The 19,592-nt window shown below is 62.1% G+C and carries 21 protein-coding genes and 2 pseudogenes; 16 read left to right on the top strand and 7 right to left on the bottom strand.

The window, feature by feature from the left end; genetic code table 11:
* Positions 1 to 41 precede the first annotated feature (41 nt).
* From JQ575_RS21365 to JQ575_RS21340, 6 genes are all read left to right on the top strand, one after another.
* Positions 42 to 902, top strand: coding sequence for a MaoC/PaaZ C-terminal domain-containing protein (locus JQ575_RS21365; RefSeq protein WP_212035162.1), 861 nt, complete (start codon positions 42 to 44; stop codon positions 900 to 902).
* A 187-nt stretch (positions 903 to 1,089) separates the two neighbouring features.
* Positions 1,090 to 1,968, top strand: a complete 879-nt coding sequence (locus JQ575_RS21360) for an SDR family oxidoreductase (protein ID WP_212035161.1) — start codon at positions 1,090 to 1,092, stop codon at positions 1,966 to 1,968.
* 28 nt (positions 1,969 to 1,996) lie between these two features.
* The gene (locus JQ575_RS21355) at positions 1,997 to 2,449 is read left to right on the top strand and encodes a GNAT family N-acetyltransferase (RefSeq protein ID WP_212035160.1); all 453 of its coding nucleotides are present in this window, start codon (positions 1,997 to 1,999) and stop codon (positions 2,447 to 2,449) included.
* Between the two features lie 71 nt (positions 2,450 to 2,520).
* Positions 2,521 to 3,474 carry a dihydrodipicolinate synthase family protein gene (locus JQ575_RS21350; RefSeq protein ID WP_212035159.1) on the top strand — a complete coding sequence of 318 codons (954 nt, stop codon included), beginning with the start codon at positions 2,521 to 2,523 and terminating at the stop codon, positions 3,472 to 3,474.
* A 4-nt stretch (positions 3,475 to 3,478) separates the two neighbouring features.
* Entirely contained in the window at positions 3,479 to 4,282 is an 804-nt protein-coding gene (locus tag JQ575_RS21345; RefSeq protein WP_212035158.1) for an NUDIX hydrolase, read from the top strand.
* A 95-nt stretch (positions 4,283 to 4,377) separates the two neighbouring features.
* Entirely contained in the window at positions 4,378 to 5,295 is a 918-nt protein-coding gene (locus JQ575_RS21340; RefSeq protein ID WP_212035157.1) for a DMT family transporter, read from the top strand.
* A gap of 1 nt (position 5,296) precedes the next feature.
* Here JQ575_RS21340 and JQ575_RS21335 read toward each other — a convergent pair whose 3' ends face one another.
* Positions 5,297 to 5,719, bottom strand: a complete 423-nt coding sequence (locus JQ575_RS21335) for a nuclear transport factor 2 family protein (RefSeq protein WP_212035156.1) — start codon at positions 5,717 to 5,719, stop codon at positions 5,297 to 5,299.
* Between the two features lie 69 nt (positions 5,720 to 5,788).
* On the opposite strand from JQ575_RS21335, the gene JQ575_RS21330 reads away from it, so the two are divergent.
* From JQ575_RS21330 to JQ575_RS21320, 3 genes and pseudogenes are all read left to right on the top strand, one after another.
* Positions 5,789 to 6,559, top strand: coding sequence for an AraC family transcriptional regulator (locus JQ575_RS21330; RefSeq protein WP_212035155.1), 771 nt, complete (start codon positions 5,789 to 5,791; stop codon positions 6,557 to 6,559).
* 291 nt (positions 6,560 to 6,850) lie between these two features.
* The gene (locus JQ575_RS21325; protein WP_212035154.1) at positions 6,851 to 9,532 is read left to right on the top strand and encodes a PAS domain S-box protein; all 2,682 of its coding nucleotides are present in this window, start codon (positions 6,851 to 6,853) and stop codon (positions 9,530 to 9,532) included.
* 16 nt (positions 9,533 to 9,548) lie between these two features.
* Positions 9,549 to 9,900 (top strand): annotated as a pseudogene (locus JQ575_RS21320) (cupin domain-containing protein).
* A 26-nt stretch (positions 9,901 to 9,926) separates the two neighbouring features.
* Here JQ575_RS21320 and JQ575_RS21315 read toward each other — a convergent pair.
* Entirely contained in the window at positions 9,927 to 10,274 is a 348-nt protein-coding gene (locus JQ575_RS21315; RefSeq protein ID WP_192733799.1) for a GrlR family regulatory protein, read from the bottom strand.
* Between the two features lie 215 nt (positions 10,275 to 10,489).
* On the opposite strand from JQ575_RS21315, the gene JQ575_RS46125 reads away from it, so the two are divergent.
* On the top strand, positions 10,490 to 10,933 hold the full coding sequence (locus tag JQ575_RS46125) for a hypothetical protein (RefSeq protein ID WP_212035153.1): 444 nt from the start codon (positions 10,490 to 10,492) through the stop codon (positions 10,931 to 10,933).
* A gap of 9 nt (positions 10,934 to 10,942) precedes the next feature.
* Here JQ575_RS46125 and JQ575_RS21305 read toward each other — a convergent pair whose 3' ends face one another.
* Complete coding sequence (locus tag JQ575_RS21305; RefSeq protein ID WP_212035152.1) at positions 10,943 to 11,326, bottom strand: VOC family protein; 384 nt, start codon at positions 11,324 to 11,326, stop codon at positions 10,943 to 10,945.
* 437 nt (positions 11,327 to 11,763) lie between these two features.
* On the opposite strand from JQ575_RS21305, the gene JQ575_RS21300 reads away from it, so the two are divergent.
* Together JQ575_RS21300 and JQ575_RS21295 are read left to right on the top strand one after the other, a co-directional pair.
* The gene (locus JQ575_RS21300) at positions 11,764 to 12,165 is read left to right on the top strand and encodes a hypothetical protein (RefSeq protein WP_212035151.1); all 402 of its coding nucleotides are present in this window, start codon (positions 11,764 to 11,766) and stop codon (positions 12,163 to 12,165) included.
* A gap of 129 nt (positions 12,166 to 12,294) precedes the next feature.
* Entirely contained in the window at positions 12,295 to 12,732 is a 438-nt protein-coding gene (locus tag JQ575_RS21295; protein ID WP_212035150.1) for a hypothetical protein, read from the top strand.
* Between the two features lie 55 nt (positions 12,733 to 12,787).
* On the opposite strand, the gene JQ575_RS21290 is transcribed toward JQ575_RS21295, so the two are convergent.
* The 3 genes from JQ575_RS21290 to JQ575_RS21280 all read right to left on the bottom strand — a co-directional run bounded on the left by JQ575_RS21290 (position 12,788) and on the right by JQ575_RS21280 (position 14,925).
* Positions 12,788 to 13,177: a hypothetical protein gene (locus JQ575_RS21290; protein ID WP_409364808.1), complete on the bottom strand. Its 390-nt coding sequence runs from the start codon at positions 13,175 to 13,177 to the stop codon at positions 12,788 to 12,790.
* 166 nt (positions 13,178 to 13,343) lie between these two features.
* Positions 13,344 to 14,462 (bottom strand): site-specific integrase, encoded by a 1,119-nt coding sequence (locus JQ575_RS21285; RefSeq protein WP_212035148.1) that lies wholly within the window; start codon positions 14,460 to 14,462, stop codon positions 13,344 to 13,346.
* Positions 14,455 to 14,925, bottom strand: a complete 471-nt coding sequence (locus JQ575_RS21280) for a hypothetical protein (RefSeq protein ID WP_212035147.1) — start codon at positions 14,923 to 14,925, stop codon at positions 14,455 to 14,457. Before JQ575_RS21280 ends, JQ575_RS21285 begins: the two co-directional genes overlap by 8 nt.
* Before the next feature lie 559 nt (positions 14,926 to 15,484).
* Between JQ575_RS21280 and JQ575_RS21275 the strand changes: the two genes are divergently transcribed.
* The 4 genes from JQ575_RS21275 (at position 15,485) to JQ575_RS21260 (ending at position 18,784) form a co-directional block, all read left to right on the top strand.
* The gene (locus tag JQ575_RS21275) at positions 15,485 to 16,402 is read left to right on the top strand and encodes a hypothetical protein (protein ID WP_212035146.1); all 918 of its coding nucleotides are present in this window, start codon (positions 15,485 to 15,487) and stop codon (positions 16,400 to 16,402) included.
* Between the two features lie 23 nt (positions 16,403 to 16,425).
* Entirely contained in the window at positions 16,426 to 16,647 is a 222-nt protein-coding gene (locus tag JQ575_RS21270) for a hypothetical protein (protein WP_212035145.1), read from the top strand.
* A complete protein-coding gene (locus tag JQ575_RS21265) occupies positions 16,644 to 17,903 on the top strand; it encodes an AAA family ATPase (protein ID WP_212035144.1) in 1,260 nt (419 codons plus the stop codon). Before JQ575_RS21270 ends, JQ575_RS21265 begins: the two co-directional genes overlap by 4 nt.
* 434 nt (positions 17,904 to 18,337) lie before the next feature.
* Positions 18,338 to 18,784: a hypothetical protein gene (locus tag JQ575_RS21260; protein ID WP_212035143.1), complete on the top strand. Its 447-nt coding sequence runs from the start codon at positions 18,338 to 18,340 to the stop codon at positions 18,782 to 18,784.
* A gap of 471 nt (positions 18,785 to 19,255) precedes the next feature.
* Here JQ575_RS21260 and JQ575_RS46500 read toward each other — a convergent pair.
* Positions 19,256 to 19,399, bottom strand: a pseudogene (locus tag JQ575_RS46500) (ribonuclease BN); the annotation flags it as partial.
* Positions 19,400 to 19,592 lie beyond the last annotated feature (193 nt).

Here is a 19,592-nt window from a genome sequence, read left to right as displayed (position 1 = left end):
AGCGCCGGTGAAGAAAAAGAATTCGGGGAGGACGCGCGGAAATGCCGATCAATTACGAGCAACTGATGGCCCTGAAAAATCTCGGCCAGAAATACGCCTATACCGACCGCGAGGTGATGCTCTACGCCTACGGCATCGGGATGGGCGCCGATCCGATGGACGAGAAGGAGCTGGCCTTCGTCAACGAAGGCACGCTGACGCCGCGGCCGCTGAAGGTGGTGCCGACGTTCGCTTCGGTGGCGGCCTGGGGGGCAGGGCCCGGCGAGATGAATCTCAATCGCGTGATGGTGGTCGACGGCGAGCGCGACATCACCTTCCACAAGCCGCTGCCCGGCGCGGCGCATATCACGGCCGACTCGACCGTGCTCGACGTGTTCGACAAGGGCAAGGACAAGGGCGCGGTGATCCGGCACCAGACCGTGCTCAGGGACGAGAAGGGCGAGAAGCTCGCGACACTGGTCGCCTCGCGTTTCGCGCGCGGCGATGGCGGCTTTGGCGGACCGTCCGAAGGCCAGCCCGAGCCGCACAAGGTGCCGAGCCGCGCGCCCGACAAGATCGTCGACATTTCCACGCGCCCGGACCAGGCGCTGGTCTATCGCCTGTGCGGCGATCGCAACCCGCTGCACTCCGATCCGGAATTTGCCAAGAAGGCCGGTTTCCCAAAACCGATCCTGCACGGCATGTGCACCTACGGCATCACCTGCCGCGGCGTGCTGCAGACCTATGCCGATTATGACTCGTCCGCCTTCAAGCAGCATGTGGCGCGGTTCTCCTCGCCGGTCTATCCCGGCGAGACCGTGACGATGGAATTGTGGAAGGACGGCAACGTGGTGTCGTTTGAAGCCAAGGTGAAGGCGCGGAACGTCACGGTGATCAAGAGCGGCAAGACGGTGCTGGGTTAAAGCGGCGAGGGCGGTGCGCTCCCTCGCCCCGCTTTTGCGGGGAGAGGGTTGGGGTGAGGGGCTCCATCCGCGAACTGCGACAGTAGTGAGACCTGTACCCCCTCACCCGGATCGCAAGAGCGATCCGACCTCTCCCCACAAGCGGGGAGAGGTAAACAAGAAGAGCAGCCAAAAAGGAGAAACCACCATGGGATTACTCGACGGCAAGGTTGCGCTCATCACCGGTGCAGGCGGCGGGCTGGGTGAGGCCTACGCCAAATTGTTCGCGCGCGAGGGCGCGGCGGTCGTGGTCAACGATCTCGGCGGCCCGCGTGACGGCTCCGGCGGCGACCAGACCATGGCGCAGAAGGTGGTCGAGGCGATCAAGGCCGAGGGTGGCCGCGCGGTCGCCAACGGTGCTGACATCTCGACCATGGCCGGTGGCCAGTCGGTGTTCGACGACGCCATCAAGCATTTCGGCCGCGCCGACATCCTCGTGAACAACGCCGGCATCCTGCTCGACGAGACCTTTGCCAAGGCGAAGGAAGCCAACTGGGACAAGGTGCTGAGGGTGCACCTCAAAGGCACCTTCTGCTGCACCCAGCCGGTGTTCAAATGGATGCGCGAGAATGGCGGCGGCGTCATCGTCAACACGTCCTCGACCTCGGGCCTGATCGGTAATTTCGGCCAGACCAATTACGGCGCCGCAAAGGGCGGTATCTGGGGACTGTCGAATGTGCTGGCGATCGAGGGCCGCAAATACAACATCCGGATCTGGACGCTCGCTCCGGGTGCGCTGACCCGCATGACCGCGGACCTGCCGCGCTATATCGAGAACCCGAAGGCGGCCCTTGGGCCCGATGGCATCGCCCCGGCCGTGCTATACATGGTCAGCGATTTGTCGGGCGACCAGACCGGCAAGACGCTCGGCGTTTCCGGGCCCCGCGGCGTCCGTGAGATGCGGATGATGGAGATGGAAGGCTGGAAGCCGCCCGGCGAGGCCTGGAAGGCGCAGGATATCGTCGAGCATGCCAAGGAGATCTTCTTCTCCGAGGAGCAGATCAAGATGGGCGCGCGTCGCTTCTGACGCTGGTCCCGTCGCCGAAGGAGGCGCTATGCTCGCACTGCGGCCCGCTCGTCCCGAGGAAGCGCCGGCACTTACCGAATTGTGCCTGCGTTCGAAGGCCGTCTGGGGCTATGACGCGGCCTTCATGCAGGCGTGCCGAAGAGAGCTGACAATGACGCCTGCGGCGATCACGTCATCCCGCGTGCAGGTCGCCGAAATCGATGGCCGTCTCGCCGGCGTTGCCGAGGTGAAATCCGAAGGCGATGTCGCGCAGCTCGAAAGGCTGTTTGTCGAGCCGGGCATGCTTCGCGCCGGCACCGGCCGACAGCTGTTCGATTGGGCCAAGGCCACGGCGCGCGCCGCCGGGGCCACGACGATGCTGATCGAGGCCGATCCGGACGCGGCCCCGTTCTACCGTCGCATGGGGGCGGTCGACGATGGCGTTGTTCCATCCGGCTCGATCCCCGGCAGGTTCATTCCCAGGCTCAATCTCTCGCTTTGAGGCGCCAGTCAGTCGGTGGTATCACTAGTTCAGGGATTTCGTCCTCTCACCCTCATTTACGGAAATTGACCATGAAGCTCACCGCCCAGGCCGCAGGCACCTTCGCGATTGCGCCGACCCCGTTTCACGATGACGGCCGTATCGACGAGAAATCGATCGACCGGCTGACCGATTTCTATGCCGAAGTCGGCTGCGACGGCGTCACCGTGCTCGGCATTTTGGGCGAGGCGCCGAAGCTCGATGCAGCGGAAGCCGAACAGGTAGCGATCCGCTTCGTCAAGCGCGCCAAGAACATGCAGATCATCGTCGGTGTCTCGGCGCCGGGATTTGCCACCATGCGTTCGCTGGCGAAAGCCTCTATGGATGCGGGCGCTGCCGGCGTGATGATCGCGCCGCCGCCGCACTTGCGCACCGACGACCAGATCATTGGCTATTTCAAGCAGGCGCAGGAAGCCATCGGCGACGACATCCCCTGGGTGCTGCAGGATTATCCGCTGACGCTCAACGTCGTGTTCACGCCCGCCGTGATCCGCAAGATCGTGATGGATTCGCCGTCCTGCGTGATGCTCAAGCATGAGGACTGGCCGGGGCTGGAGAAGATCTCCACGCTGCGCGGCTTCCAGAAGGACGGCTCGCTGAAGCCGATGTCGATTCTGGTCGGCAATGGCGGCATGTTCCTCGATTTCGAGATGGAGCGCGGCGCCGATGGCGCGATGACCGGCTACGCTTTCCCGGAATTGCTGATCGATGTCGTAAAACTGCAGAAGGCCGGCAAGCGCGACGCCGCGCATGATCTGTTCGATGCGCATCTGCCGCTGATCCGCTACGAGCAGCAGCCGGGCGCCGGTCTCGCGGTGCGCAAATACGTGCTGCAGAAGCGCGGCGTGATCGCCTCCAGCGCGCAGCGCAAGCCGGGTGCGACCATCACGGCGACGGCAAAGGCCGAAGTCGAATATCTGCTGTCGCGGGTAGCGCGGGTCGACCGCCGCGCCAATCTGCAACCGCAATCCAGCGCGGCGGGTTGATCCGATGACCGAACCCGCCAAAGCACCGCGCCCTGCGTCCACCATCCTGTTGCTGCGCGACGCCTCGGCAAAGAAGGAAATCGAGGTCTTCATGATGGTTCGCCATTATGAGATCGACTTCAATTCCGGCGCGCTGGTGTTTCCCGGCGGCAGCGTCGACAAGGGCGACAAGGAGATCATCGCGGCGCCTGAACTTTATTCCGGCGGCGAGGGGCTCGACGAGGCCACGCTCAGCTTCCGCATCGCGGCGATCCGCGAGACCTTTGAGGAGAGCGGCATCCTGCTGGCGCGCCCCAAGGGATCGAAGACGCTGGTCGACGCCAAACGAGCGAGCGAGATCGAGACCGCACATCGCGCCGATCTCTGCGACAGCAAGATCAGCTTCCGAGAAGTTCTGACCGACAACGGCATGGTGCTGGCGCTCGATGAACTCGTGCCCTATGCGCACTGGATCACGCCGGAAGGCATGCCGAAGCGTTTTGACACCTGGTTCTTCCTCGCCGCCGCGCCGCCCGAACAGGTCGGAGCCCATGACGGCAAGGAATCCACCGACTCGATCTGGGTGTCGCCGCGCGAGGCGCTGGAAGGTGGTGAGACCGGCCGCTTCAAGCTGCCGTTCCCGACCACGCGCAACCTGATCAAGCTAGGCAAGCAGGAAAGCGTGAAGGCCGCGCTCGAGGATTCCAGAGGCAAGTCCGTCGTCACTGTGACGCCGATCATGACCAGGAACAATGGCGGCCGTCAGCTGCGGATTCCGCTCGAGGCCGGCTATGACGGCGACGTGTTCGAGGTCGGCTCGGTCGGCTGAGGCACGCATGCACACTTCGGTGATGAACGAAGTATCATAGGGTTTGCAGTCTGTAATGTCCGGCCCTGGCATGAATCAGGACCGGAATCACCGACATGGGCGAAAGCCAACCGCAGCACCGGAGTATCGTGAGCGAACTGGGGCTGCTGCTCCTGCTCGCGACGCTATGGGGCGCGTCGTACACGTTCCTGAAAGTCGCCGTGGAGACGATCCCGCCGGTCACCCTGATCGCGGGCCGTACGCTGATTGCGGGGCTGCTGCTGGTGGCCGTCATGCACGGCCGCGGCGTGAGAATGCCGACGGATGCTGCGAACTGGCGCCGCTTCCTGTTCCAGGCCTGCCTGAACAGTGTCATCCCGTGGGTCATGGTCGCCTGGGGTGCACAGGCGCTGGACGCCGGCGTCGCCACCATCCTCAATTCGACCGCGCCGATATTCACGTTTTTCCTGACATTCGCGATCACCCGTCACGAAGCGGTAACCTCACGAAAGCTGATCGGCGTCATCGCCGGCATGGCCGGCATCTGCCTGATCGTCGGCGTGCAGGCGCTGGGCGGCCTTGGTGAGCAACTGATCGCACAGATCGCCTGTGTCCTTGCCGCGGTCTGCTACGCCGGCGCGGCGATCTTCGGCCGCAATTTTGGGGGGCTCGATCCGATGGCGCCGGCGGCGGGATCGCTGCTGTCAGGCGCCGCGATCCTGATTCCGCTCAGTCTCGTTGTCGACCGTCCCTGGACGCTGACGCCGTCGATGAATTCGCTGCTGGCGCTGCTCGCCATCGCCGTATTCTCGACCGCGCTCGCGTTCGTCATCTATTTCCGCCTGATCCAGACGCTCGAGTCAGTCGGCGCCACCGCGCAGGCCTATCTGCGTGTGCCGATTGGTGTGGCGTTCGGCGTGACCTTCCTCGGCGAGCAATTGAGCTCGACGGTATGGATCGGGTTAGCTTGCGTGGTTGTCGGCGTCGCCGCGATGACGATACCGGCGCGGAGGGCGAAACCGGTGCCGGCGTAGCTTACGCGAGATAGGCGTCGACCGCCGCCTGATCCTGGTCCCAGACCCAGCATTCCCACAGCAGGTCGTCCCGCACGGCATAGACCAGCAGCCGCTCGAATTCCTTAGCCTTGCCCTCGCGCTCGAAGCGCTCACGCACCAGCAGCGCGCATCGCTCGGGGCCGGCCATGATGTCGAGGATGCCGAGCAGTTTCCGGTTGGTGCGGCGGGTCACCTCGGCCAGTATCGAAAGCGCCGCCATCTTGCCCCTGTGGTCGCCGGCGAGCGGGTTGCCGCCGAAATAGTGCAGCGTGAAATCGTCATGGTAGCAAGCCGCGAGCGCGGCGCGGTCGCCGGCAAGCCAGGCGCGCGCGTAGCGCGTCACGGCCTCTCGGTTGCGCTCAATCGCGGCTTGGCTGTCGGTCTCATCAGGCTTATCTGTCATCGTGCTGGGTCCTGTTGCGGTCCGGCACCCTAAATTCGCCTGAACCATCCGGGCTTTCAGAAACTGGCTATGCGCGCAATCGGTGGGGCGAAATTGTTGGGGTGGGGCGCGCGCGTGCTCTATCTCGGCCCGGCCTTCGGACTGACGCCGCACCGCAATGCGACTGGCGTGCTTGCCATCGGCCTCGATGCGGCGCTGGAAGTGGCCGACGATCCAGCTGACCCCGCGACCGACTATCGTTCCACCCGTAGCGTGTTGATATTGCCGAACAGCCTCCATCATCTGCGGATCGCGCGCGGGCGCATGGCGTTCCTCTATGTCGATCCGCTGGGGCGCGACCTCAAGGCATTGCTGGCGCGAATGACGGAAATGACCGCGCGTGCCGCGTTCGATCTGCGCGAGGAGGCGGCTGCGATCGAGATCATGACCGGCCTTGCGGAGGGCCGCATCGCGCCACTGGACGGACGCGCGTCGCTCGGCGAATTGCTGGGCGTGGGCACGGGTACAAAAGCCAGTGCGCGGGTATCGGCGGCAGTGCGGCTGATGCGGGACGAGCCGCACCGGGCACACCGGCTCACAGAATTGGCAGAGCAGGCGGGGCTATCGGCGTCGCGATTCCTGCATCTGTTCAAGGCGGAGACCGGCGTGCCGTTACGGCGCTACCGGATCTGGAACCGGATGGGGGCGGCGGTGCGCGCCTGCGGCGAAGGATCGTCATTGACGGAAGCCGCCCACGCCGCGGGCTTCGCCAGTTCGGCGCATTTCAGCAGCGCATTCCGCGACATGTTCGGCATGATGCCGTCCGACCTGCTGAAAGCCTTGCGGCCTGTGGAGGGCTAGGGTGAGGCGCGATCAGGTCCGATGTCGCGGTGCGGGCCAAAGTGGCCGGCATCACGCCGACTGGGGCCGGAGGCCAGATATGGCCATTTCGCCGCACGGCGAAGCCCCCGCCGCGGCCGAAATCCCGGATTGGGGCAGCCCCGACCGGCAGTGTGACGCCAGCGTGACCCAGGGGGTTGGACCGGCGCCCCGCCCGGCCGGTCTGGCCGGCTTCGCGAGCTATTTCAGCATGTTCCCCCCGACCCGAATAACGTCGTATATTGCGGCCGATAGGAGCCCGGCCTCGATAACATGACCTCTGAATTGCCGCCGAATTCGCCAATGACGCGATCGTTTTCGTTGTCGATCGGCCAGCTGACATTCGGCAGTTTCATGCTGGTGCTGGCGGTGATCATCATCACCTCCACCGCCAGCGTCATCGCCATCCGCCACATCGATGCGACCTTCGGCGAGTTGCAGCGGCTGCAAAGCGTCGGCGACCTCGCCGAGGATATCGACCGGCGCATGAACGAGCTGCGTCTGGCGGCACGGGATTTCGTCACCGACCCCGGCACCCAATCGGTCCAGGTCGGCGAGGCGGCGACCTCGCTCAGCGAGGTCCTGAAGAAAACCCGGCTGGAGCTTGCTCCCGAACAGCAGGACATGATCGACGGCGTCACCGAGCGCCTGTCGACCTACCGCAGCGGCATCGAACGTATTTCCGCCCTGATCAACCGCCGCGCCGAGCTGATCGTCGGGCTACCGCCGCTGCGCGAGAAATTCGATGCCGCGATCGCCGACACCCCCGATCCTCTGATCGCGTCGGCGCTGTTTCAGACCCAAAGCCAGATTGCCTCGGCTTTGCTGGCGCGGAATCCGTCCGCCGCCGAACTGGCGGCGCAAAGCATGCGCTCGATGACCATGGCGGAGCCGAAGCTTCGCGCGGCCGTCGATGATTATGCCCTCGCGATTATCAACATTTCGACCCGCGAACGGCAGATATCCGACATCGACAAGGAGGTCCTGGGCTCGGAGGGCCGCCTGATCCAGCGCGTCACCGAATTGTTGCGCGAGGTCAGCGCGCGTCGCGGCCATGTGTTGTCCCGCGATTTCGCTCGGACGCTGACGGAAGCAAAATGGCAGAGCATCGTGCTCGGCACCGCCGGTGTGCTGATCGGGCTGTTCGCCTCGCTGCTGGTGGTCAGGCGCACCGTGCGTCCGCTGGCGACGATCGCAACCTCGATCCGCAAGGTGGCCGGCGGCGAAAAGAACACCTCGATCCCGCAGACCGATGTCGACAACGAAATCGGCGATATCGCGCGAGCCGCCGAAGTGTTTCGCCAGACGCTGGTCGATGCCGACGCCGCGCGCGAGGCGGCGGTACGTGCGCTGGCCGAACAGCGTCTCGCCGAGGAAAGCTATCGAAAATTGTTCGAGGCGTCGGTCGACGGAATCTACGTCACCACGCCCGGAGGCGCGCTGCTCAACGCCAACCCGGCGCTGGCGCGGATGATGGGTTACGCCACGCCGCAGGACCTGATCAACGGCCTCGGCGACGTCTCCGAATCCGTCTATGTCGATCCGCAGGCGCGGGTGGAATATGAGCGGCTGATGGAACGCGACGGCATGGTACGCGAGTACGAGTACCAGGTCCGCGCCCGCGACGGGACGGTGCTCTGGCTCTCGGACAGCGCCAGCGCCGTGCGCAACGAGGATGGCGAACTGATCCGTTACGAGGGAACGGTCCGCGACATCACCGACCAAAAACGGGCCGAGGACGCGATCGCCGAAGGCCGCCGCTTGCTGCAGCAGGTGATCGATACCGTGCCCGCGGTGATCAACGTCAAGGACAAGCAGCTCCGCTATCTCCTGATGAACCGCTACATGGCGGGTATTTTTGGCATCGAGCCTGGGGAAGCCATCGGTCGCACCACGGCCGACCTGATGTCGCGCTATGGCGCGGCGAAGACCGATGAGCCGGACAAGAGGGTGCTGGCCGGCGGCAGCGAACTCGGGTTCTATGAGGAAGAGTACAAGGATTCCACCGGCAATATGCGGCAATGGCTGGTCAACAAGCTGCCGCTGCTGGACGCGTCGGGCGAGATCGAGAACATCGTCACGGTCGCGCTCGACATCGGCGAGCGCAAGCGCGTCGAATTCGAAATGCGCAAGGCCAAGGACGCGGCGGAAGGCGCACTGCGAAATTTGCGGGAAACGCAGAATTCGCTGATCGAAGCCGAAAAACTCGCAGCCCTCGGACGGCTGGTGGCGGGCGTCGCGCACGAGGTCAACAATCCCGTTGGCATCAGTCTCACGGTCGCCTCCGCGCTGGAGCGCAAGGCGGCGAATTTCACCGCCGAGGTGGCGCGTGGCGAGCTGCGGCGTTCCAGTTTGACTGATTTTCTCGAAACCAGTCGCGACGCGTCATCGCAGCTCGTCGCCAATCTGAATCGCGCCGCCGAACTGATCCAGTCGTTCAAGCAGGTCGCCGCCGACCGCAACTATTCCGACCAGCGCAGCTTCGACCTTGGCGATCTCACCGAGCAGGTGGTGATGAGCTTGCGGCCGGGCCTTCGCAAACACAATCTGACGCTCAACGTCGATTGCCAGCCCAACCTGACGATGAACAGCTATCCCGGGCCTTACGGACAGGTGCTGACCAATCTGTTTCTCAATTCGGTGGCGCACGCGTTCCCTGACGGCAAGCCCGGCACGGTCGATATCCGGGTGCGCGAGTCCGGCAAGGACAATGTCGAGGTTCTGTTTTCCGACAATGGATGCGGCATGACCCTCGACGTTCGCCGCCGCGCGTTCGACCCGTTCTTCACGACACGGCGCGACCAGGGCGGCACCGGGCTTGGCCTGCACATCGTCTACAGCATCGTGACCAACCGGTTAGGCGGGCGGCTCGATCTTGATTCGGAGCCGGGAGGCGGCACGCGGATCCAAATGATCCTGCCGCGCATCGCGCCGCTCGAAATGGCGGCTGAATAGCAATCAGGTACCATCGATGAGCAATGGAATTGATTTGTCGGAGAAGCTGTCCACATTCCGAGCACTGGTCGCCACGCACGGTTACGCAGTTCAACAATTGCGACGTCATGGTTGTGAAAGTGAAAGGTGAATTCGTCTGGCACAAGCATGATGACACGGATGATTTCTTTCTCGTGCTGAAGGGCGTGCTGGATATTCAGCTGCGCGATCGAACGATCACGCTCGGGTCGGGGCAGATGTATGTGGTGCCCAAGGGCGTCGAGCATCGGCCCGTTGCGAGGGAAGAGGTTCATCTACTGTTGATCGAGCCCACCGGCACGCCCAACACCGGCGATGCTGCAACAGCCGCACCGCGCAGGAAGGTGTGATATTCTACCGATGAGCGGCGGCTAGCCTAGTTGGTATCGGCCAGCTTGCGCAGCGTGGCGCCGAAAATCTGGCTGGCTTTGCCGACCAGCGCCGTCCCGTTCATGGTTCCCCGCGTATCGGTGAAGGTGCCGGATACGCCGATGCCGACGGGGGCCGGCCCGCCGAACAGCGGATTGGCATCGGGGCTCGACGTGTGACGCTGCACCAGCACCTCGCCCTTGAAGGTGTCGCCCTTCACGGTGTAGCTGCCGGTGTAAAACAGATAGGCGTCGCCGCCGAGGATCTGGCCATCCCGGAACAGAATCACACCGCTGCCCTTGCCGGATCGCCCATCCAGCAGGCTGACGTGGATCGAATACAGACCGTTCTTCATGACGTCCCAATCCCGGCCTCCGCGCCCACGGAGCCCGGTTATCTTTTATGCCAAAGCGGAACCCGCGGCGTCAACGTGGCAGGCCGTAAATATGCGCGCGCGAGCCCAACACCGCCATGACACGAGGATGACTGGCGGCGGGTTCCGAATCATGTTGGCCCGCGAAATGCATCGCCTGTTGCGCACCGGCCGGTGGGTGTTGGAGCAACAGACAGGTGAGCAACTGGATCAATTCCGGCGGCCATGTGCCGCGTCTTAACACCGAGAATGACAACCGCGGAACTTCGGGCAACCGCCATGGGGGCTGGCGAACGACACTGCTGAGATTGGGTGTCGTGGCGCTGTGGGCGATTGCGCAGGTCGGGCATACGCGCGATCTGGACGGCCGTTACGCCCATTCGCCGCTCAAGGAATGGTTCGACTCCCTGAGAAGCGGCAAGGGGCCGTGTTGCTCCGATGCCGACGGAAGCGCAGTCAGCGATGTTGATTGGGAATCGAGCAACGGCCGTTACCGCGTGCGCATCGAGGGCGAATGGTTCGATGTGCCCGAAGACGCGGTGATTACGGAACCCAACCGCGTCGGACGAACCATGGTTTGGCCGATTCGGGGCTACGCCGGATTGACCATCCGCTGCTTCATGCCGGGACCAATGACGTAGCGCGGTGGATCACGCGTATTTCTGGTCGCGCTCCAGGAGCTCGATGGAAATGCCCTGCGGTCCGCGGATGAAGCAGATGCGTACGCCGGGCCGGATCGTGGTCGGTGGTTTGGTAAACTCGACGCCCTTGGCCTTGATCTCGGCGGCGACGGCGTCGATGTCCTTTACCGTGAGCCCGAAATGATCGAGGCCTTGATACGGCGTCACCGGCGGGGTGTTCACGCCGTCTCCGGCCGCAACAGGGGCGATGAACACGTTGGCGCCGCCGGGCTTGACGTCGATCCTGCCCGGGCCGCGGACGATCTGGCCGCCCAGAATGTCGGCAAGCCAGGCCGCGGTCGCTTCCGGATCGGGGCTGCGTAAGTGGACATGGTCCCAGGTTACTGTCGGCATATTCGTCTCCCCCAAGCGTCTTCGCGGCACGTATTGCAGCGCCGCCAATCTAGCGGCCGGCCGTCCGCAATTCCATCCCCTGTCGTGCGCCTCTGGCGCTGCAAAATTGTCGAGCTTGCGTGCAACCATTCCGGCCGTGGGTGATTAATAAGCTAGCGGCGGAACCGTACAGCGGCAGTCGTGTGAAAGGCCGTACGGTGTAACGCCCGTGGGGCCTTTTTCATGTGCGGGTGCGGCGACCGATATCGCCGCCGGGTGAGGGCATGGCCATGATGATCGCTGGACGGTCGCTCGGAGCCCCTCAAGCACGACTGCTTGTTTTGCCGGCCATCGCAATCGCGGGATGCACGATATGGATGATGCTTCCGGGACCAGGCGACGCCGAGGGCTATGCCGGAGCAGAACCTTTCCAGACCATTTACGCGCAGAATGCATCCTTGGTTGAAGATGGAGCGGTTCCCGCCGCGGCTTCCCTGGCAAATCCGGACCAGATGGCGACGCCCGCCGCGGTGACCGCGCCGTTGTCGATTGCGCCGGAATCGAAGTTGCCGATCGTGGGTCTGAGGATTTCCTCGCAATCATGGCGAAGGGGCGGCCTCGGTTCGAAGGCACTCGTTACCTTCACGCTGCGCAACGCCAATGATTATCCGGTGAAGGATGTCGAAATTGCCTGTGCCTTTACCCGCAGGGACGGCAGCCATTTGACCGACCGACGGCGGGTGATCCCGGACACCGTGAACACCAGGAGCCGGAAGCACTATTCAGGTGTGCTGGTCGGCTTCGTCAATGTTAACGCAAACAAGGCGAAATGTTCGCTGGTGACGGCAAGTCGAACTTAGCCCGAACCCAGTTGCGAACCCGAAAATGTGATCGCCGCCGTTGAACCTTGGGGATGCCCCAGGAACTAATCATCATATCTCCAGTTAGCCGAAATGAACCGCGCGAATGGTGCGGGGGGAGCGACGTCAATGCCCGTAGCGCGTTATTTCCTGATTGTCGGCGCAGCGCTGCTCGCGCTGTTGTTCGCGCTTGATGCCTTTGCCCCGCAACAGGTCGCCGTGGCCAGCAATTCGACAGGCTCGATCGACAAGACCGTGGTGCGGATCCGTTCCGACCAGAAACCGCCGGAACGCGTGGTTTATGACATGAGCCTTCCCACCATTGTTCCGCCGGCTGCGACGACCCAGGTTGCGGCGGCTCCGGCTGCGCCGATTGCCGACCTCAACGCCCAGGCCCGGGTGCGTGACACCTTTGCCCAGTTCGTACCGGCTGAAGCCAAGAAGGTTGAGCCGCAGGCTCCGCGCAAGCGCAAGGTCGCCAAGGCTCGCTCGGTTCACCCGTCGCCGATGCGCGTCGCCCAGCAGCAGCACTTTGGCTTTGGCTTCTTCGGGAACAACACTTGGTAAGGGTCCCATCCGCCGCTTCCGTCATGCGCCGCCCGCAGCCGGGCGGTTTTGACGGTTACCGCGGCAACTGCGGGATTTTGTCGACAAAACGGTTGAAGCAGGTCAGCCGCTCGTCTTCCTCCTTCACGAACCGGCATTCACTGGCGCTCTTGGCGGCCGCCGGCTTGGGTTTCGGCTGCGGCGCATAGACGGCGTCGTAGCAGGTCAGGCGTTCCTTCGTCGCGTCGTCGATATCCTGACAGGCTTGCAGCTTCTGCGCGATGGACAGGGGCTTGGCGGGCGCCGCCTTTGCCGACTTCTTCTCGGCTGGAGGTTTTTTCGACCCGACCTGCACCAGCGGTTTGCCGCCAACGGTCGGAGGAGGGGCCGGCGTCGCGGGGGCGGGCGTGGCCGTTCCCTGAGCAAAGGCTGCGGCCGGATACAGGATCGCCAGCGCCAGGATCATCTTTCTCATATCAATCGCTCTCGAATGCGTGGTTTGCCGACCCGGTCTTGCGCCGAAATGGCGCACTCGGAGAGATTCGAACTCCCGACCCTCGGAATCGAAATCCTAGGCGCCCTTAGGTATATCAATAGCTTAGCGGTTCAGTGCTGTCACCGTGCCGTTGGAACTATTTCTCCAGCAACCGTACCATGATTTCTTCGGCTGCCTTCTGATCAGCGGCGAGGTCGGCGAAAAGATGGCCGTAGGTATCGAAAACCATCTGGATGGTGCTGTGGCCCATGAGATTCTGGATCTGCTTGGGGTTGTGGCCCTGCTCAATCCATAGGCTGGCGCAGGCGTGGCGGAGGGTGTGAAGGCCGTATTTCGCGACTGGAACCCCATCCCGGATCTCAACGACCCCGGCGGCGATCTGGACGGGCTCAAAGCCGCGCTGGACGATGTTGGAATGGCTTTCGACCTTCCCCGCACCGGTGGGGAAGACAAGGTCCTGATCACCCTTGGGGCAGACCAGCTTCCATTCCCGGAGGGCATTGAGCACCATCGGGTTGCATGGGATCGACCGGTAGGCGGCCCTCGACTTTAGTCGACCGATCTTATGGAAGGCGTCTGCGCGCTGGTTGACGTGTATCTGAGCGCTATTGAAGCCAACGTCGGACCAGCGGAGGCCGCGGAGTTCGCTGCCACGGAGGCCGCAGAAAATGGCGGTTAGGATTAGAGGGCGCCAGCGTCCTGCCGCAGTAGCGATGATTGCCTGCAGTTCGGCTTTGGCCGGGATCACCACCCGGGGGTCTTCGCGTGTGGACAGATTGAGGTCGAGCCCGGCGGTCGGATCGGTAGCAGCCAGACCGCGCCGGCGGGCCTCGCGAAAGATCGCACCAAGCGACCGCACCACCCGGCGCACCATCTCGGGCGAGCGACCAACTTCGCGAAGGCGATCGGCGAATTCGCTCACCCCTGGCATCGTTAAGTCGGCCAACTTTTTTAACCCGATCAACGGCACCAAGTGCAGGTCGACGTGCTCTTCATAACTGCGAACGGTGGATCGCTCGAGTTCCTTCTCCTGACATCGCTTGATCCACAGAGCCGCGGCCTCCTTGACCGTCGGCGACACGCTGGCGGCTGTGTGAAGGCCGCGCTTAATGTCATGCTGCGCTTCGACAAGCCAAGCCTGAGCGGCACCCTTCGTGCCGAACAGTTTCGCGCGCCGTTGGCCACCACCGTCCATGTAGGCGACTTCCCAGCGTATAAGCCCAGAGGGCAGGGAGCGTTTGCGGATGTTAGCCATCTTTCAGTACTCCGGCGCGCTGGTGTACTTTCCATAGGTCCAAGACGACGTGCGCTTCGAACTTTGAGACCGCGAGGCTGGGGAGAAGGTTTTCCCCCCATTCGGGACCGATCGACGCGCCCCGTTGCCGGTCGTGTGCAACTACAAGAAATCGCTCTCCCGGACCCTTTGCGGAATGGAGCGCAAAATCCTCATCTTTGCGGGCAGTCCCGAAAACTTTGATGAAGGCGGGGGTCGTTACAGCGTGTCCAACCGCTTCAGACATAATCGTGAGAATTAGCGCTTCGACCAATGCTTTTTTGGGGTCGTAGAGACGCTTCTTCCCGGTGCCGGGATTCTTGTCGCCTATTACAGTGAGCATGTCTTCATCGGTCCAGTGACGGATCCGCTCGGTAATAGTCGAGAGGCTGTCGTCCTTAGACGCGATCCGTTCGGCCAGTTCACGAACCGTAAGACCTGCCATCACGCGCTAACCCCCGTCACCTGTCGATAACAGTAGAACGTTTTCCAGACCCCTTGTCAACGGCAGCGAGCGGTCGTAACTACAGTGAGAACGTTTTCCAGACCCCTCCTAGGAAACGTTCGCGGTAGGTGGATCAACAGAGGGGCAAAGGAACGAAGACTATGGACAATAGCCAGCCTGATTTGGCCGATGATCTTCTTGACGGGGTGCCAGAGATAGCCGCGTTCACTGGTTATTCGGAGCGCCGGGTTTACTACTTGGCTGAGAAAAAGTTGCTCCCGCTCTTTAAGGTCGGGGTTCGGTGGACCGGTCGTAAGTCCACATTGCGGAAGTACTGTTCCAATCTCGAGGCCGCGTGATCAATGGCCTCACCAGAGACGGCGAAACGCCACACCGGGTCTAGCGGTGCAGCGTTTCGGAACAACGATCAGACGCCAGGAAGCGAGATCGACAACAACATATCATTGGTCGACATGCAGGCGCAACGGCTCAACCGGCAGTTCGGTTTTGCTTTTGAAACCTGCGTTGCCATCGCAGCCCTTTGTTGGGGGGTCGCTCGATGAAGGAAGTCACGAAAGCGTTGTCTTGGCGCGACGTGCTTCCGGTGCACCCGGCCGCCGATCTGTTCCCGATGATGACCGCCGACGAAACGCTCGTGCTCGGCAACGACATCAAGAAGAACGGCCTGCATGCCACAATGGTTATCTGGAAGGAACAGAAACACTTTCGCCCCATGTTGCTCGACGGCCGCAATCGCTTGGCGGCGATGGAGGCGGTGGGGATTGAGATCAAGGCCGAGGATATCGGCACCGATGCCGATCCCCACGTTCGTTTGTTGGTCAAATACTCAGACGTGCTTGGCTGGGTGAAGATCGATAACAGCTATCTGCGCGGTGACCACGGGGCAGACCCTTTCGCGCTGGTCGTATCCCTCAACGTCCATCGCCGTCACCTTACCGCCGAACAGAAGCGCGACCTGATTGCCAAAGTGTTGAAGGCAATACCGCAGAAGTCAAACCGGCAAATCGCGAAAGCTGTCGGTGCAAGTCACCCACATGTCGGAAAGATCAGGACGGAAATGGAATCCGCTGGCGACGTGGAAACCGTTTCCACGTCGATCGACACCAAGGGCCGCAGGCAACAGGCCAAACGCCCGGTAAAACCTAACACAGCAGCGGCTGTAGAAACCAGCGATGCATATCCTCTCTCGCCATCCGCTCAACTCTACACTGCAGACGATGTCGATGAGGAAGAAGGCGTAACCATGGAAGTGGTCGATGGCGCCAATGCCGCCATACGCCGCCGCATTTTTGTGAAGTCTGCCGACTACGCGATCCGCAGAGCCGAGCAAGGTGCTGGCCTTCGGGATGCTCGCGGCTCTGAGATCGATAAGGAAATATTTCAGCTTTGTAATCGAGTGATAACGGCGTGGTCATCCCTCCGCGCCGAATTGAAACGACGTGGGGGCGCATCATGAGCGGACGGCGCGGAGGTGTCCCCATGACCGAGGACACAGCCATTCAAATCATCAGCCGCGCATTGGGTGCCGTCGTCGACATTGTCGAGATCAGGAATCCTTCGGATGGCAGCCGCGAGCACGCTATCCGCTACATTGCCGGGAATGTGCGCTGGATTTCGACCTGCCGATTTCAGGATCCTGCCCAGGCCAATATCGCCGGTATCGCCATTTCTGACTTCAGCGGAGCGAGGTTCTCTGCATGAACGTGAACTTCGCCATCGGACAAAAGGACAACGGGAAGCAGTGGTTGACGACGATAATATCGACGATTGCGCTTGCGAAGGATGATCGCCTCTTGGTGCTTCAGAACCAGGCCGCCGAAGCCGCGCAAATCGTTCACTACGGACTGATGGCCAAACACGCAGTTGTTGCCAAAATTTCGGGGATCGCGGAGACGGCGGGCTATGTGGAAGAATTTGGCCGCGATGCTGTGCAGAAGGCCCTCGGACCTTTCGGCGATGACGCGCCTAGCCAACCGGCAGCCGTGCGCCGCGTCATGTTTCAGCGCACCGGCACCAATGTAATTATGGCTACCAAGTTTCCGCCATTACGGGCGATCGTACCCGGCTATCTCTATGAAGGCTTCACAGCTCTGGCCGGTCGACAGAAGCTCGGGAAAACGTGGCTGGCTATTGACTGGGCCGTGGCGGTTGCCATCGGCGGCGTAGCGATGGGATCGATCGATTGTGCGGCTGGCAACGTCCTCTACATTGATATGGAGAACGGACCTCGTCGCATTCAAGGACGCATAAAGACGTTGTTTCCCGACGAGAAAAATGTTCCAGATCTTTCCCGTCTTGAGTGGGTCACAGAGGCGCCCCAACTTGATCAAGGACTCATTCCCGAGTTGGAGCGGTGGAGAACCTCCGTTTCGGTTCCCACCATGGTCGTCATCGACGTGCTGCAGCGTATCAAGCCTGCCGGCAGCATGGCGCGCAACGCCTATGAGAATGACTACAGCGCGTGGGCACCTCTGCAGCAATGGGCCACCGAGAACAATGTGGCCGTGCTCGGGCTGCATCACACCAAAAAGGGCGGCGCTGACGATCCTTTGGAGGCGCTGTCCGGCTCTAACGGCCTGTCCGCCTGCGCTGACACCACCATAGTGCTTGACCAGGACCAGAACGGCCGCACCTTGTATGTGAGAGGCCGCGATGTGGAAGAGAAGGAAGCGGCTGTGCAGTTTACGGGCGGCCTCTGGACCGTGCTCGGCGACGCCGCTGCCGTGCGTCGCTCCGACGAGCGAAAGGCCATCCTTGGCGCGCTGGCGAAGGCTTCGCCGCTGGGTCCGAAAGACATCGCCGCGGCCACCGGAATGAAGGACGGCAATGTCCGGTTCCTGCTTGGACAGATGGTTGCGGCCGGAGAAATCCAGAAGAAGGGGTATGGTCTCTACACCCCTCCCAACACCGCTAACACCCCTCACACTTGGACGGAGACCGAAGATGAGGACTGTTAGCGCTGTGAGGGGTGTTAGCGGTGTTGGTCGCTCCGAAGAAGCCCCTTGAACGCCGAAGGTGTTTTCTCCCGGACATCTTCGGCTAATCGGCTTCGACGAGGGGGAGGCGGAATGAACATTTTCTCGAAGACGTGGAGCCCTCTGGGCCGATTGGTTTCATTCACACCGCAGCAGGCTAAACTGAAGCTGGGCCACAGAATGAAGAGGTCGGCCCGGCGGACCGAACAGGCGGAGGACGAAACTCCGAGTACCCGGGGGGGGGGACATTTTTATGGAGATGGCAATGGGGTTTCCACCGACAGGGCCGGCACCCGGAGATTTTTTTGCCCCCGGGGGATTCTTCAAACGCCTAATCAAAGGGTAAAAAGCACAAGAAACCCTCAATCTACCGGCACTTCTCTTAGTTTAAAATCAGACGGAAAGGTCGAAAAACGGTGACCAAATCAAAGGGCACGGGTCGCGGTGGTTTTAGGCAGGGTGCGGGCCGCAAGCCGCGGGCCGCCAGTGTCAATTGGGATGAGATTGGCAATGCTTACTATACAGGGACGAACCAGCCCCTCGACGAGATCCTTGCCTCCTTTGGCGTGAACTATGGCGATTTGCTCGCCCATGCGACCCGGAGCCACTGGCTGCTTCAGCGACCGTCAAAACCGCATCCGGACGACTTGGGGAGCCTGGCCAGCGCACTGGCAATGGAGATGTACTCAGTCCAAGGGGTGGCAAATCGCGCTCCGCGGTTTGTTTCGGCAATGGCCGCCCTTGGCGCCCGGGAGGTCGACATTGCTGAGGTCTTAGGAATAGGGCTGCCGGCCTTGAAAGCAGAATTCGGAAAAGAGCTTACAGCAGGGCATGCCGCAGCAAACGTGCGGAGGATTAAGTAATCGCGATGGGTGGGGCTGGGCAACCGGGGTCAGGTTGTCACGTCGCTGAAGTCCGGATAATGAAAAGGTCGCCGAAAGTTCGGCGGCCTTAAACCGACGTCCGAAGCATGGCCCTCCAGCATGAAACGGTGGCGCGCCCGCTACTTAGTTCAGCGGAAAGTGCCCGATGGGCAGGCAGCGACATCTTCGCCCTTATGGCGACGAACCGCGCCCAGCGTCCACGATATGGATGTTGCCGCCGCCGAACCCAACGGCGGGCCCCGGTCCCGCAGCGTGCAACGGCAGACAAGCCTATTCCTGCGACGGCGACGACGGGAAGGGATTGTCTCGAAGCTCAAGCGCCTTACCGATCGGAACGGACGAAGCCCGGCTCAAAATCAAGACAGTGCAGAAGGGGAATTTCCCGTAGTGGGGTTCGTCAAGGATCCCACGGGTGTTGCGGCTGAATAGCGGAACGGCAGGCTGCCGCATTCACCGGCTTATTCCCAATGTATCGGCCATTTTGGCACCTCGGCTTCCCAACGGGTTTTCGACGCCGGCCGTGCTATCGACAGCTGTCTGATGCTCTATTTCCGAGTTGAGTTCGGCTCCGAACAAGACAACGATGGTCGACATTAGCTGGCCTTCGCGCCCGAGCACGCTGTTGCGGCGCCACGATCGATATGGCGAGAATGAACCCACACGTTCAGTTCATTTGGGACCGCAGGGCGCAAGAAATTAAGCGAAACGCGCTTTGCGGCACGATCTCGGTCCACGCGCACGCGGCGCTTGGGATTGTGTAAAGCAGCTACACATCCAAACCATCAAC

The sequence above is a fragment of the Bradyrhizobium sp. JYMT SZCCT0428 genome (assembly GCF_018131075.1).
Classification (GTDB): Bacteria; Pseudomonadota; Alphaproteobacteria; order Rhizobiales; family Xanthobacteraceae; genus Bradyrhizobium.
This window is presented reverse-complemented; position numbering and strand designations above follow the sequence as displayed.

Coding starts and splice junctions, on each gene's coding strand:
- JQ575_RS21295 (WP_212035150.1), top strand. CDS start 12,295: ATGCCCGTAGCGCGTTATTTCCTGATTGTCGGCGCAGCGCTGCTCGCG.
- JQ575_RS21290 (WP_409364808.1), bottom strand. CDS start 13,177: ATGATCCTGGCGCTGGCGATCCTGTATCCGGCCGCAGCCTTTGCTCAG.
- JQ575_RS21360 (WP_212035161.1), top strand. CDS start 1,090: ATGGGATTACTCGACGGCAAGGTTGCGCTCATCACCGGTGCAGGCGGC.
- JQ575_RS21270 (WP_212035145.1), top strand. CDS start 16,426: ATGACCGAGGACACAGCCATTCAAATCATCAGCCGCGCATTGGGTGCC.
- JQ575_RS21330 (WP_212035155.1), top strand. CDS start 5,789: ATGCGCGCAATCGGTGGGGCGAAATTGTTGGGGTGGGGCGCGCGCGTG.
- JQ575_RS21340 (WP_212035157.1), top strand. CDS start 4,378: ATGGGCGAAAGCCAACCGCAGCACCGGAGTATCGTGAGCGAACTGGGG.
- JQ575_RS21335 (WP_212035156.1), bottom strand. CDS start 5,719: ATGACAGATAAGCCTGATGAGACCGACAGCCAAGCCGCGATTGAGCGC.
- JQ575_RS21280 (WP_212035147.1), bottom strand. CDS start 14,925: ATGGCAGGTCTTACGGTTCGTGAACTGGCCGAACGGATCGCGTCTAAG.
- JQ575_RS21305 (WP_212035152.1), bottom strand. CDS start 11,326: ATGCCGACAGTAACCTGGGACCATGTCCACTTACGCAGCCCCGATCCG.
- JQ575_RS21315 (WP_192733799.1), bottom strand. CDS start 10,274: ATGAAGAACGGTCTGTATTCGATCCACGTCAGCCTGCTGGATGGGCGA.
- JQ575_RS21275 (WP_212035146.1), top strand. CDS start 15,485: ATGAAGGAAGTCACGAAAGCGTTGTCTTGGCGCGACGTGCTTCCGGTG.
- JQ575_RS21345 (WP_212035158.1), top strand. CDS start 3,479: ATGACCGAACCCGCCAAAGCACCGCGCCCTGCGTCCACCATCCTGTTG.
- JQ575_RS21355 (WP_212035160.1), top strand. CDS start 1,997: ATGCTCGCACTGCGGCCCGCTCGTCCCGAGGAAGCGCCGGCACTTACC.
- JQ575_RS21350 (WP_212035159.1), top strand. CDS start 2,521: ATGAAGCTCACCGCCCAGGCCGCAGGCACCTTCGCGATTGCGCCGACC.
- JQ575_RS21285 (WP_212035148.1), bottom strand. CDS start 14,462: ATGGCTAACATCCGCAAACGCTCCCTGCCCTCTGGGCTTATACGCTGG.
- JQ575_RS21325 (WP_212035154.1), top strand. CDS start 6,851: ATGACCTCTGAATTGCCGCCGAATTCGCCAATGACGCGATCGTTTTCG.
- JQ575_RS21265 (WP_212035144.1), top strand. CDS start 16,644: ATGAACGTGAACTTCGCCATCGGACAAAAGGACAACGGGAAGCAGTGG.
- JQ575_RS21365 (WP_212035162.1), top strand. CDS start 42: ATGCCGATCAATTACGAGCAACTGATGGCCCTGAAAAATCTCGGCCAG.